Source organism: Pseudarthrobacter sp. MDT3-1 (assembly GCF_054510755.1).
In genome coordinates this window covers 42,035-54,249 of sequence record NZ_JBTNDX010000003.1, presented here as the reverse complement: position 1 = coordinate 54,249, position 12,215 = coordinate 42,035, and the positions used below count along the sequence as shown (strand labels likewise).

Genomic DNA, 12,215 nt, shown 5'->3' with positions numbered 1-12,215 from the left:
CTTGCAGCAATCACCGCTACTGCCGGTCAAGCGCGTCGAGCAGCCGTTTGACCGAGCCTCCAAGGTTCCATTCGACGGCGAGACGCTCCAGCACGGCGCGCGATTCCCCGCCGACGGGGTGCAGCTGTGCTCCGGCTTCCTCGAGGGTGGGAAGTGGGAGGTCGCGCACGATTTTCACAACCGTTGGCGCGACCGTGAGGTAGTCGGCGGCCGCGGCCAGCTTTGACCGAACCGAGGCGGATAGTCCGCCGCCACCGTCAGCGGCTGCAGCGAGCAAGTTCTCCAGTGTGCCGTACTCGCCAAGGAGCGAAGCAGCGGTCTTCTCGCCGATGCCGGCCACGCCTGGCAGCCCGTCGGAGGCGTCGCCGCGAAGGGTCGCGTAATCGGCATACTGTTCGGGCAGCACGCGGTACTTCCCGACGACGACGGCGTCGGTCACGACTTCGAGGTTCCTCATGCCCCGCGCGGTGTAGATCACCCGCACCTGACGGTCATCGTTGACTGTTTGGAAAAGGTCACGATCTCCGGTGACCACATCGACGGGAAGGTCTGCATGGCTGGCATAAGTACCGACGACGTCGTCGGCCTCGTGTTCCGCGGCCCCCACGATGGCGATGCCGGCGAGTTCGAGCACGCGGCGGATCATCGGAAGCTGCGCCTCGAGCGCGTCCTGGACGACCTCGACGTCGGGGGCATCCGACACAAGTTCGGCAACCCGGTGCGACTTGTAGGTCGGGATGAGGTCCACGCGCCACTGCGGACGCCAGTCGTCGTCCCAGCAGGCAATCAGATGCGTTGCCCCGTAATCCGTGGTGAGGCGGGCGATCATGTCCAGGAGACCGCGAACCGCGTTGACCGGCGTTCCGTCAGCACGGCGGATCGTGTCCGGCAAGCCATAAAAGGCGCGAAAGTACAGTGACGCAGTATCAAGCAGCATCAGGCGGTGTGGCATACCTGATCCTGACACGGAAGCAGCTGCCGGGCTACGAGCATTTACCAGCGACAGAACGCTCCCTTGGGGTTAGGATGCCTCTATCGGTTCAAGCAGCGGGCCAACCTTCTGTGTCTGTGAGGTTTCCCCTTGGCCGAAGATGCACCCGTAGAGACCGCGCCCCGCGTGCCCTTGAAGCAGGCTTCGGACCCGCACGCCCCGCCACCTCATCACGACGACGAACGGAACGGCCCCGCCGCAGCGGCTGAGCGGAACGCTGCTCCCAACCCCTATGGATTCGACCGAGAACACTGGCCGGGCCCCTGAGCCCGGGTGGTGTCCTGCGGTGAGCGCGCGAACTCCAGGCTGACGACATGCCCCACCTCAGCGTCAACGGTGTTGATCTCTACTACGAAGAGAGCGGCCAAGGGACGCCAATACTAGGCGTGCACGGAACACCCAGTTCGGCTGTGATGTGGGCGGACGCCGCAACCGAACTCGCCCGGCATGGCCGCTGCATCATCTACGACCGCAGGGGTTTCCACCGCAGTGCCCCGCCGCGGCCGTTCGCGACCTTGGACCTGGTGGATCATGTCGACGACGCAGCGCCAGTCCTGGCGGCGCTCCATGCCGGGCCGGCAATCGTGATCGGCCGCAGCACAGGCGGCCTGATCGCCGTCGAACTTGCCCGCCGTTTCCCGGACAAAGTCAAAGCGCTGGTCCTATTGGAACCGGCGTTGTTCACCATCGCTCCGGATGCCGACGCCTGGGCCCGCGGCCTGCGCCGCCGTGTGCTTGAGCGCACGGACGGTCAGCCCGGGCTTGCCGCCGAGATTGTGATCCGGGAAGCCCTGGGGGACGCGACGTGGGAGTCGTTTCCCCCCGGGCTCAAACAGATGTTTGCCGGCACGAGCCACGCTGTCCTGGCCGAAATCAACGGCCACGGCCTGGATCTCAGCGACGATGCATTGGAACTGAACGAGGAGCAACTCGCCGGGATCCGCCGGCCCGCCCTGATCGTCTCCGCCGAGGACTCCCCCGAGGCCTGCCGGTCCGTGAACGCAAGGTTGTCGGGTGCGTTGCCCTTTACCCATACGGTTCTGGTCCCGGGCGGGCATCTTATTGATCCCGCCCATCCGGCTGTCCTGGACTTCATCGACCGCAACGCCGGACCGGACCCTTGGGCCTAGAAAGGTTGCCCTAATCTTCGCGGCCGCCCGGACCGAGCCCGCCGTCAGGGCAGAATAGACAGCATGACCCTTACGACCTTCGCCCTGATCCGCCATGGCCAGACAGACTGGAATGCGCAGCGTCGGCTCCAGGGAGCCACCGACATTCCGCTGAACGACGTCGGCCGCGGCCAGGCGCGCGACGCCGTCGACGTCCTGTCAGACTACGAGTGGGATGCGATCGTGTCCTCGCCGCTTAGCCGTGCCGCGGAAACCGCCAGCGTGATTGCGGACGGGCTGGGGCTGAGCGTTACGCGGCACATTCCGGCGCTCGCCGAACGCAGCTTCGGACCGGCAGAGGGGTTGCAGGCCGGCCCCGAGCTGGAGGCCCTGCGCATACCCGGTGGCTACCGCGGCGCCGAAAGCGAGGAAGACGCGGCTGCGCGCGGGTTGGGTGCACTGGAAGCACTAGCCGAAGAATTCCCCGCCCGCCGCGTCCTTGTGGTCGCACACGGCACACTCCTCCGGGTGAGCCTTAACCGCGCCATCGGCCGCACATTGCACAGGATCGACAACGCGGTGCTGAACCTTGCCCTCTACCATGCCACCGAGGGCTGGCACCTCGAATACTTCAACGGCGAGCGCGTAGTGGCTGCAGCCCGGGGCTGATAAACCTAGGCGTCCGCCGTAACCTCGAACGTTTGGATGGTCCTGCGCTCCAGCCGCGAAATGATCTGTGCAGCCCCGATCCGCTCGATGTGTTCATATTCGCGGTGGGCGGCAAAACCCGCGGCATCGGAATCCACAAATAGGCCGCCACCGGAGGTGCGCCAGCCGGCGTTTTCGGCTAGCGAAGTGGTGGTCTTGACCGTGACATCGGCGCTGGATAGCGTCGCGACTATGGGCACTATGTTTGGCGGCATGGCGGTCAGCCTCGACGGCTACATCCGTTCAGAGAGCGGGGACCTGTCATGGCTGAACGATGCCATGGCCAAGAACGAGGACTACGGATGCGAGGCAACTGAGCGCAGAACCGGAGCCTATGTCGTGGGTGCCAATACATACCGGGAAATGGCGGCAATGGGCGGCCGGGGCTCCGCGGTTCCAACGTATGTCCTCTCCCACGATGAAACTCTGGCCACGGGACGGAACACGCACCTGCACTCCGGAGATTTGCGCGATCTTGTCGCCCGGATAAAGCCCGCCATCCCTGAGGAGAAGGACATTTGCGTGTTCGGCGGCGGTCAGCTCATCACTGAATTCATCGAGTTGGGCCTGCTGGACGAACTGGGCGTCGCCGTCGTGCCGGTCATCCTCGGCGGCGGAGTGCCCTTCTTCGGCAGGATCAGCGAATGGAAAAAGCTTGCGCTCCGGGAGTGCCGCTCCTTTCCGTCCGGCATCGTGCTGCTGAACTATCAACTGACCGGCCCCACCGGCTGACGGGAACCGGCGCGGCCGGACGAAGCGGAAGCTTCCCTATTCAACTCAACCCCGGGCAGCTAAACTCAGAGCCGAGAGTCCGTGACAGCATCCGGACATCTGGAGAGAAACGGAGGTGGTTTTGATGACTGCTACGGCCCCGCGCCCAGAGTGCCACGCACGCATCAAACCAATCACCAACGTCTCCAGCATCCGCACGGCGTAAGCGCGCAACACACCAACGGACAGGCCTAACGGCCGCAGGGCTGCGCTGATTCCGGAGTCTGGAGAACTCTCCCGAGGACTCACCTTGAACAATTCCTCAGGCACACGCTTGGACAGCTACTCCCCATCAACCTCCGATTCAGCCCCCGGCCCCGAAGGGCCCACAAGGTACGGCTACTCCCCCGCCGTCGCCTGTCATTTCGACGCCCACCAGCCCCAACACCGGACCCGCCACCCAGCGAACCAACGTTGGCGGCGAACTGCTCCACCTGCCGTACCCGCTCGACGCCGGCGTTCCGGTTACCGGCGACTGGGTCTGGATCGGGCCCAACCGCGCGGGCGGCCGCCAGATCACCGGGATCCTCCCGCGCCGGTCTGAGCTCAGCCGGAAGCGCGCCTTTGAAGATTCCTCGGAGGCGCAGGTGCTGGCAGCGAACATGGATGTGGTGGGTGTGGTGGTCCCGGTGGACCGGCCGCTCACGCACAACCGCCTCGAACGCACGCTCGTTGCAGCCTGGGATTCCGGAGCGGTTCCGCTGGTGATCATCACCAAAGCCGACCTTGCGGACATAGCGGACGACGTCGTCGGGAAGGTCATCCTGCAGGCGGCGGGCGTGGACGTGGTCACCACGTCAGCCGAGAACGGCGACGGGATCGATGCGCTGCTGGAGCACTTGCCGCCGCACGGCACGCTGGTCCTCCTCGGCCCGTCGGGCGCCGGCAAGTCCACGCTCATCAACGCGCTGGCGGGACGCGCGGTCCAGCACACTCGCGAGGTCCGCTCCGGCGACTTCAAAGGCAAGCACACCACCACGTCGCGCGAACTCGTGCCGCTGCCTAACGGAGCCGTCCTCATGGACACTCCGGGCGTCCGGGGATTCGGCCTGTTCGACGCCGATGAAGGCCTAGGCGAGATGTTCGGGGACGTAGAGGAACTCGCCGGCCTGTGCCGGTTCTCCAACTGCGCCCACCAGCAGGAGCCCGGCTGCGCCGTGCAGGCGGCTTTGGCGGACGGGACACTCGATGAGCGCCGCTGGCTGAGCTACGGCAAACTCCAGCGCGAACTCGCCGCCCTGGCCCGGCGCACAGATGCCGCCGCCCGCCGGGCCTACCAGCGCGAGTGGCACCAGAGGGTGGTGGTGGCAGGGAAATCGCAGCGTTCCGCAGAGCGTGACAGTTCCGAGCGGCGGGAGGACCAACGGTCCAAACGCAAGCGGCGCTGAGCCGACGGTTTAGGGCCACAGATCCTGGTAATTGCCATAGAGAGGGGGCCTGGCCTTCGGCTCGTCGGACAATTGTGATCTTCCTCGTGTCCCGCGGCGGTGCCTGGTTTGTCGTCCACTTTTTCGCTCCAAGGTGAAGGCAGGATTTCGTTTTCTGGGCCACTTAGTGCGCTCCGAACGCTGGTGATTTTGATCCGGCCGCCTGAACCATTGGGCCCACCCTAAACGGCAATGGGTGCACCAGCATGCCGGTTTGGGTCAAGATTCCGGCAATCTTGCTTCGGATCCGGCCGGAACGCGGGTTGCCGCCCCCCGCACCGCCGCCACGCCGCGCCGCCTCGCTTACGCTTCCTGTGGCATCGGGCACAATGTGCTTCATGGGGCGTTGGAGCGAGGAGCGGGTTATCAACGCCGCTCCCGACGCATCCTCCCTGGCAGCCGCCCGTAAGCTGGCACGTCAGGGTCCATGGTCCGATACAGGCAGCAACGATGTCCTGGTCTGGGGCAAGTGCCAAGGCAGCGGCAAGATTCCCCCCCAGGTGAGCGTGGATACTGCCGCGCCTGCCTACAGATGTTCCTGCCCCAGCCGGAAGTTTCCCTGCAAGCACGCGCTGGCGCTGCTGCTTCTGTGGTCCCGCGGCGAAGCGGCCGACGCCGGGGCGAAGACCGCTGATTTCGCCCAGGAATGGGCGGCCCAGCGGGCGGAACGGGCCACCGTAAGGGAGCGGCGCCAGCCTGACCAGCCGGTGCATCCGGCGGCCCAGGCCAAGCGGCTGGCCGACCGAATAGCTCTGATGGATGCCGGGATGGACGACTTTGCCCGGTGGCTGACTGATCTGGTGCGGACAGGCTTGGCAACTGCCCGCACCCAGCCGTATGCCTGGTGGGACGGAGTGGCAGCACGGCTCGTCGACGCCCAGCTCCCGGGTTTGGCTGAACAGGTACGGACAATGGGATCGGATGTGCACGCACGGACCGATTGGGCAGATCACCTGCTGCTGCGGGCGGGCCGCTGGTGGGCAGTGACCAAGGCTTGGAGCAAGCGGGACACCTTGAGCGGCAAAGAGCTTGCGGATCTCCGGGTGGCCGTCGGCTGGGCCACGCCTGCCGCCGACGTTCAGGGCACCGAGGCACTGCATGGGCCGTGGCTGGTGCTCGGCGCCCACCGCAGCGACGACGGGCGGCTCCAGCAGCAGCGGACCTGGCTCCGCGCACCCGACGGAACGGTCGTCGTCGTCCTCGATTTTGCTGCCCAGAGCGAGGCGCTGGCGACGCCGCAGCTCGCGGGCGCGGTGCTGGATGTCACCGTGGCGCGGTACCCCGGATCCGGGCCACAGCGGGCCATGCTCAGCAGTCCTGCCAAGCCGCAGGGAATGGCAACCAGCCTTGGAGAGGGCGGCAGCATTCTGCAAGCGCTCGAAGCTGAATCGGCTGCCGTGGCACTCTCCCCGTGTCGGTGGCGTACATGCTCTCAGAACTCCTGGGCAGCGCCGCGACACCGTTCATCGCCACCTGGCTCCTGGGCGTCACGCACCAGAGCTCGTCCATCGCCTGGTACATCATGGGAGCCTCCCTGGTGTCGCTCGGGGCGCTCGTGATTCTGACGGAGACCCGCTACGGCAACATCGACGCCGTCGACGAGTCCCCCGTCGAGGCGGCGGCGAAGTGACGGCAGCCTCCCCCGCGGGGACCATTCGGCGGATCGCTGAGATCCCCGGCGGGGCGGCCGCCGTCGGCCCCTTCTCCCAGGCAGTGGTGGCCAACGGGTTCGTATTCACGGCCGGCCAAATCCCCGCCATCACGGAACTGGACCACCAGCCCGAAACGTTCGAGGAACAGGTCCGCCAGACAATCCGAAACCTCACCACGGTGCTGGAGGCCGCTGGATCCGGGCCGGCCCAGGTAGTCAAGGTGAACACCTACCTCACCGACCCGGGGCAGCTGTAGGAGTACAGCCGCGTCTATGCGGAGTTCTTCGGCGACGCCAAGCCGGCACGCACGTCGGTCTGCGGTCAACGTTCCCGTGACATGCGGGGGCGTTGACGTGGCCCCCGGCGACTGGGTGCTGGGCGACGATAACGGCGAGATTGTGTTGTCCCCGCGGGAGACGGCAGCTGTCCTGGAGCAGGCGCTCGCCTCCGATGCGGCCAAGCCGGAGCTGCTGGCACGGATCGCGGCCGGAGAACCGCTCGAGACGCTGCTGGCGCACTGACCTGCGCGTGCACTGGCTTGATTGTGCACTGACTTGATTGTTCACTGACCGGCTTGTCCACTGAAGCGGCCGACCCCGGCAGACTGCCGGGGCCGGCCGTTTCTGTGCGTGTCAGCGCCGCCATCAGGTGGCATCAGGCGGCATCAGGCGGCGAAGATGCTCCAGCCGGCCTGGTGGCTGCTGCCCGGCTCCAGCTGCACCAGGTCCTGGCCGCTGTTGAAGGCGTCCGGCGGACAGGTCATCGGCTCAACCGCCAGGCCCAGCCTGTTGGCTGCGGGGGCGGGTTTGTCTGCGGTATGGATCTGCAGCCAGGGACAGGCCCGGCCCCAGGCCATGCCCACTCCGGTTCCGCCGGGGTCCCTGGCAATCAGCTGCGTGCGGCCGCCGTCGTCGAACTCAAGGTCCGTGAAGGCGTGGTCGATCTGCGTGGCGCCGATTGCCCTTGGCACACGGAAGTCGAACTGATGGCCCGCCACCGTCCGCGTGCTAACCGGCAGCAGCCGGTCCGGCGTGACCTCGAGGAAGGACGCCGCGGGGATCCGGACGGTCCACTCATCCAACGGTGCGGGTCCGGCCAGCAGGTAGGGGTGCGGGCAAACCCCGTAAGGGGCCGTCTCGTCCCCGACGTTGCTTGCCGTGACCGTGGTGTGCAGCCCGGCGTCGTCCAGCTTGTAGTCCACGTGGAGCCGAAGGTGGAACGGATACCCTGGGGCCCCGGGGATCTCACAGGACAGGCTCACCGCGTCGGCACCGCTGCGTTCAACGGTCCACAAACGGTCGAATGAGAGCCCGTGCAGTGCCGTGCTCCGCTCCTGTTCGTTGATGGGGAGTTGGTGTTCGACGCCGGCAAACCGGTAGGTGCCATCGGCGATCCGGTTGGGCCACGGCGCAGCGATGATCCCCCGGTAGTCCGGGATGGGCGCATCTGCGTCGAACGGCACCACCAGGTCCCGGCCCTGGAAGGCCAGCCGCCTGAGGGCACCGCCGCGCTGCACAATGGAGGCGGTGTAGTCCCGCGAGACGAGCTGAAGTTCGACGCCGTTCACAGGCCGCCGGCCAGCTTGTAGTAGGCGGCGTTCCAGTTGAGTTCCTTCTTGAACTGCTTGATGGTGGTGCCTTCATCGATGGTGAGGAGTTCGGTCTTGGCAATTTCGGCGAAGTCCTCGAACACGTCCAGCCCCACCTGCGTGGACAGTACCGTATGGTGCGCGGCGCCTGCGGTGAGCCACGCGGCGGCCGACGTGGCGAAGTCGGGTTTCGGCGACCAGAGAGCCCGGGCCACCGGCAGGTTGGGCAGCGGCTCGTCCAGGTCCACGACGTCGACGGCGTTCGCCACGAGCCGGAATCGGTCGCGCATGTCCGAGAGCGCCACCACGACACCGGGGCCGGCGTCGGTGTCGAACACCATCCGGACCGGGTCTTCCTTGCCGCCGATACCGAGCGGGTGGATCTCGACGCGCGGTTTTGTGGCCGTCAGCGACGGGCAGACCTCGAGCATGTGCGCGCCCAGGATCTTCTCGGCGCCGGGCTCGAGGTGGTACGTGTAGTCCTCCATCAGGGAGGCGCCGCCGGGCAGGCCCGCGCCCATTACCTTGGCGGCGCGGACCAGAATGGCCGTCTTCCAGTCGCCTTCGGCGCCGAAGCCGTAGCCGTCGGCCATGAGCCGCTGGACGGCCATGCCGGGCAGCTGGCGAAGTTCGCCCAGGTCTTCGAAGGAGGTGGTGAACGCGGCGGAGCCGTTGGCCTCAAGGAAGCTGCGCAGCCCCAGTTCGATCCGGGCGCTGTATCGCAGCGACTCGTGCCGCGCTCCCCCGGCGCGGAGTTCCGGGACCACCTCGTAGAGGCTCTCGTATTCCGCAACCAGGACGTCGACGTCGGACTCTGCGGCGCCGTGCACGGCGTCGGCGAGCTCGTTGACGGACCACGTGTTCACGGAGACGCCGAAGCGCAGCTCCGCTTCGATCTTGTCGCCTTCGGTGACGGCGACGTTGCGCATGTTGTCACCGAAGCGGGTCAGCTTGAGGGTCCGGACCGCGGCCCAGCCGGCCGACGCCCGCTGCCACACGCCCACCTGGCGCGAGACTTCCGGGTTGGACACGTGGCCCACCACGGTCTTGCGGGGAATGCCGAGGCGGGACTGGATGTAGCCGAATTCGCGGTCGCCGTGGGCGGCCTGGTTCAGGTTCATGAAGTCGAAGTCGATGTCCGCCCAGGGCAGCTCAACATTTGCCTGGGTGTGCAGGTGCAGGAGCGGCTTGCGCAGCAGGTCCAGGCCCTGGATCCACATCTTGGCCGGGGAGAACGTGTGCATCCACGCCGTCACACCGATCACTGAATCGTCCGAGTTCGCTTCCAGCGCGGTGCGGCGGATGGCGTCCGAATCAGTGAGGACCGGCTTCCAGACCACCTTGACGGGAACGTCGGAGGAGGCGTTCAGCGCTGCGGCAATCTCCTGCGACTGGGCGGCGACCTGCTTGAGGACATCGTCGCCGTAGAGGTGCTGGCTGCCGGTGAGGAACCAGACCTCGTAGTGGCCGAGGGACGTGCTGTTGGCGTTGTTCATGGTTTTCTCCTGTGAAAGTCCGGTGAAGTGCGGGGTCCGGGCCAGCTAGCGGCCGTAGACGTTCTGGTAGCGCGCGTAGAGGGATTCGATCTTGGCCTGGTCGATCGGCAGCGGCTCGCCGAGCTGCCGGGAAATGTGCACTGTCCGCGCCACTTCCTCGCACATCACCGCAGCCTTCACCGCGTCCCTGGCATCCTTGCCGATGGTGAACGGGCCGTGGTTCTGCATCAGCACCGCGGGCGAGTTGGAGTCCTTCAGAGTCTCCACGATGCCCTGTCCGATCGAGTCGTCACCGATCAGTGCGAACGGTCCGACCGGAATGGTGCCGCCGAACTCGTCGCCCATCATGGTCAGCACGCACGGGATCGCTTCGCCCCGCGCTGCCCAGGCCGTGGCGTAGGTGGAGTGCGTGTGCACCACGCCGCCGACGTCGGGCATTTGCCGGTAGACATAGGCGTGCGCGGCCGTGTCCGACGACGGCGACAGCCCCGGGTTGCCCCACTCACCGGCGGCGTCACCCGCCACGGGTACCCCATACAGGTCGGTGACCACCATCTGCTCGGGTGTGAGGTCATCGTAGGAAACGCCCGACGGCTTAATGACCATCAGGTCATGGCCTGGAACGCGCGCGGAGACATTGCCTGCCGTCCATACCACCAGCCCATAGCGGGTGAGCTCGGCATGCAGGGCGCAGACGTCGGCACGGATCCGGGCGATCGTTTCCAGGGTGTCTGAAAGCGCGGCGCTCATGCGGAGGCTCCAGCCGCAACGAGTGCTTTGGTGGCGTTGCGCTGGATGGCCTTGAGCCGGTGCATCACGTCATTGGCTCCCCGGCCGAAGTAGTCGTACAGTGTCCGGTATTCCTGGAACAGTTCCTCATAGGCCGCCACGTTCTCCGGGATCGGTGTGTAGACGTCGCCGGGTTCCGAGCCCATGGTGGCCGCGGCTTCGCGGATATTGGCGTACTTCCCGGCCGCAACGGCGGCATGGATGGCCGATCCCAGCGCCGGACCCTGGGTTGAGCCAATGGTCGAAAGCTGCAGGCCGGTGATGTCGGCGTAGATCTGCATGAGCAGCTTGTTCTTCAGCAGGCCGCCGGCCACGATGAACTCCTTGACGGGCACACCGGAGTCGCGGAAGGCATCCACGATGGTGCGGGTGCCGAAGGCCGTGGCCTCCAGCAGCGCGCGGTAGGTGTCCTCGGGCTTGGTGGCGAGGGTCTGGCCCACCACCACGCCGGAGAGCTCGTGGTCCACCAGCACCGAACGGTTCCCCGAGTGCCAGTCCAGGGCGATGAGACCGTGCTCTCCGACGGCCTGGTGTGCGGCGAGTTCGGTGAGGTATTCGTGGATGCCCAGGCCTGCCGCGGCCGCCGCCTGGTGGTATTCCGGCGGGACACCGTTCTTGGTGAACCAGCCGAAGATGTCGCCTACGCCGGATTGTCCGGCTTCGTAGCCCCACAGGCCGTCCACGATCCCGCCGTCCACTACGCCGCACATGCCCGGCACTTCGCGAAGATCTGAACCGTTCATAACGTGGCAGGTGGACGTGCCCATGATGGCCACCAGCTGCCCCGGCTCCACTGCCTTTGCGGCGGGGGCTGTGGCGTGGGCGTCCACGTTGCCGACGGCCACGGCGATGCCTTCCGGCAGTCCGGTCCAGGCGGCGGCCTCGGTGGTCAAGTAGCCCGCGGCGTCGCCGAGCCGGCCGATGGTGTGCTCAAGTTTGGTGCTGACGAAGTCCTTGAATTCCGGGTTCAGCGCGGCGAGGAAGTCCTCGGAGGGATACCCGCCGTCCTGGTAGATGCCCTTGTAGCCGGCGGTGCAGGCGTTACGAACGTATTGGCCGCAAAGCTGCCAGACGATCCAGTCGGCCGCCTCCACCCAGTGGTCCATGGCGGCGTAGGCTTCCGGGTCCTCCTCCAGCAGCTGCAGGCCCTTGGCGAATTCCCACTCGGAGGAAATCAGTCCCCCGTAGCGCGGCAGCCAGGCTTCGCCGCGCTCGGCGGCCAGGGCGTTGATCCGGTCCGCCTGCGGCTGCGCGGCGTGGTGCCGCCACAGCTTCACGTAGGCGTGCGGGCGGCTGGCAAAGCCGGGCAGTTCGTTAAGCGGGGTGCCGTCGGCCTTGACCGGCACCATGGTGCAGGCCGTGAAGTCAGTGGCAATTCCGACGACGGCTGCCGGGTTGATCCCGGCGTCTACGATCGCTGCGGGGACGGCGTGGCGGAGGACGTCGCGGTAGTCATTGGGCACCTGAAGTGCCCATTCCGTGGGAAGCCGGGCGGCGCCGTCGCCCGCAACGCCCGTTACATCCGCCGGCAGGGAATCCGTGACCACGGCGTGCGGATAGCCGAAGACACCGCTGCCCAGTTCCTTGCCGTCACGGACCCGGACCACAACGGCCCGTCCCGAGAGCGTTCCGTAGTCCACGCCGATGACGTAGTTGTCTGTGCCGTCCACTGTGACGTCCATGA

The 12,215-nt window shown here is 66.6% G+C and carries 12 protein-coding genes and 2 pseudogenes; 8 read left to right on the top strand and 6 right to left on the bottom strand.

The features are described from left to right. Positions 1 to 16: 16 nt before the first annotated feature. Positions 17 to 952: a 5'-3' exonuclease gene (locus tag ACX80X_RS02915; RefSeq protein ID WP_252598733.1), complete on the bottom strand. Its 936-nt coding sequence runs from the start codon at positions 950 to 952 to the stop codon at positions 17 to 19. 353 nt (positions 953 to 1,305) lie between these two features. Here ACX80X_RS02915 and ACX80X_RS02910 point away from each other — a divergent pair, with 353 nt between their 5' ends. Beyond that, the gene (locus ACX80X_RS02910; RefSeq protein ID WP_459311165.1) at positions 1,306 to 2,121 is read left to right on the top strand and encodes an alpha/beta fold hydrolase; all 816 of its coding nucleotides are present in this window, start codon (positions 1,306 to 1,308) and stop codon (positions 2,119 to 2,121) included. A gap of 63 nt (positions 2,122 to 2,184) precedes the next feature. Continuing rightward, entirely contained in the window at positions 2,185 to 2,769 is a 585-nt protein-coding gene (locus ACX80X_RS02905) for a histidine phosphatase family protein (protein WP_252607918.1), read from the top strand. A 5-nt stretch (positions 2,770 to 2,774) separates the two neighbouring features. On the opposite strand, the gene ACX80X_RS02900 is transcribed toward ACX80X_RS02905, so the two are convergent. After that, entirely contained in the window at positions 2,775 to 3,023 is a 249-nt protein-coding gene (locus ACX80X_RS02900; RefSeq protein ID WP_459308773.1) for a hypothetical protein, read from the bottom strand. Between ACX80X_RS02900 and ACX80X_RS02895 the strand changes: the two genes are divergently transcribed. From ACX80X_RS02895 to ACX80X_RS02870, 6 genes and pseudogenes are all read left to right on the top strand, one after another. Then, the gene (locus ACX80X_RS02895) at positions 3,001 to 3,540 is read left to right on the top strand and encodes a dihydrofolate reductase family protein (RefSeq protein WP_252607917.1); all 540 of its coding nucleotides are present in this window, start codon (positions 3,001 to 3,003) and stop codon (positions 3,538 to 3,540) included. The genes ACX80X_RS02900 and ACX80X_RS02895 overlap by 23 nt on opposite strands. Before the next feature lie 289 nt (positions 3,541 to 3,829). Next, a pseudogene (gene rsgA / locus ACX80X_RS02890) lies at positions 3,830 to 4,967 on the top strand (ribosome small subunit-dependent GTPase A). 377 nt (positions 4,968 to 5,344) lie between these two features. After that, entirely contained in the window at positions 5,345 to 6,565 is a 1,221-nt protein-coding gene (locus tag ACX80X_RS02885) for an SWIM zinc finger family protein (RefSeq protein ID WP_459311160.1), read from the top strand. 67 nt (positions 6,566 to 6,632) lie between these two features. Further along, positions 6,633 to 6,914 (top strand): RidA family protein, encoded by a 282-nt coding sequence (locus ACX80X_RS02880; protein ID WP_252598727.1) that lies wholly within the window; start codon positions 6,633 to 6,635, stop codon positions 6,912 to 6,914. Between the two features lie 16 nt (positions 6,915 to 6,930). Next, positions 6,931 to 6,999: pseudogene (locus ACX80X_RS02875) on the top strand (hypothetical protein); the annotation flags it as partial. A gap of 12 nt (positions 7,000 to 7,011) precedes the next feature. Beyond that, complete coding sequence (locus ACX80X_RS02870) at positions 7,012 to 7,179, top strand: hypothetical protein (protein WP_459311258.1); 168 nt, start codon at positions 7,012 to 7,014, stop codon at positions 7,177 to 7,179. Between the two features lie 143 nt (positions 7,180 to 7,322). Here ACX80X_RS02870 and ACX80X_RS02865 read toward each other — a convergent pair whose 3' ends face one another. Genes ACX80X_RS02865 through araB form a run of 4 tightly spaced genes read right to left on the bottom strand, consistent with a single transcriptional unit; the run spans position 7,323 to position 12,213 of the window. Then, positions 7,323 to 8,225, bottom strand: a complete 903-nt coding sequence (locus ACX80X_RS02865) for an aldose 1-epimerase family protein (protein ID WP_459311158.1) — start codon at positions 8,223 to 8,225, stop codon at positions 7,323 to 7,325. After that, positions 8,222 to 9,742 (bottom strand): L-arabinose isomerase, encoded by a 1,521-nt coding sequence (gene araA, locus ACX80X_RS02860; RefSeq protein ID WP_252613733.1) that lies wholly within the window; start codon positions 9,740 to 9,742, stop codon positions 8,222 to 8,224. Before araA ends, ACX80X_RS02865 begins: the two co-directional genes overlap by 4 nt. A gap of 45 nt (positions 9,743 to 9,787) precedes the next feature. Then, positions 9,788 to 10,492, bottom strand: coding sequence for an L-ribulose-5-phosphate 4-epimerase (locus tag ACX80X_RS02855; protein ID WP_252598723.1), 705 nt, complete (start codon positions 10,490 to 10,492; stop codon positions 9,788 to 9,790). Then, a complete protein-coding gene (gene araB, locus ACX80X_RS02850; RefSeq protein WP_252613732.1) occupies positions 10,489 to 12,213 on the bottom strand; it encodes a ribulokinase in 1,725 nt (574 codons plus the stop codon). The genes ACX80X_RS02855 and araB overlap by 4 nt, the downstream gene beginning before the upstream one ends. Positions 12,214 to 12,215: the final 2 nt, after the last annotated feature.

Bases quoted from the DNA above. Each gene is read 5' to 3' on its own strand.
- ACX80X_RS02915 (WP_252598733.1), bottom strand. From the start codon at position 952: ATGCCACACCGCCTGATGCTGCTTGATACTGCGTCACTGTACTTTCGC.
- ACX80X_RS02910 (WP_459311165.1), top strand. From the start codon at position 1,306: ATGCCCCACCTCAGCGTCAACGGTGTTGATCTCTACTACGAAGAGAGC.
- ACX80X_RS02905 (WP_252607918.1), top strand. From the start codon at position 2,185: ATGACCCTTACGACCTTCGCCCTGATCCGCCATGGCCAGACAGACTGG.
- ACX80X_RS02895 (WP_252607917.1), top strand. From the start codon at position 3,001: ATGGGCACTATGTTTGGCGGCATGGCGGTCAGCCTCGACGGCTACATC.
- ACX80X_RS02900 (WP_459308773.1), bottom strand. From the start codon at position 3,023: ATGCCGCCAAACATAGTGCCCATAGTCGCGACGCTATCCAGCGCCGAT.
- ACX80X_RS02885 (WP_459311160.1), top strand. From the start codon at position 5,345: ATGGGGCGTTGGAGCGAGGAGCGGGTTATCAACGCCGCTCCCGACGCA.
- araA (WP_252613733.1), bottom strand. From the start codon at position 9,742: ATGAACAACGCCAACAGCACGTCCCTCGGCCACTACGAGGTCTGGTTC.
- ACX80X_RS02855 (WP_252598723.1), bottom strand. From the start codon at position 10,492: ATGAGCGCCGCGCTTTCAGACACCCTGGAAACGATCGCCCGGATCCGT.
- araB (WP_252613732.1), bottom strand. From the start codon at position 12,213: ATGGACGTCACAGTGGACGGCACAGACAACTACGTCATCGGCGTGGAC.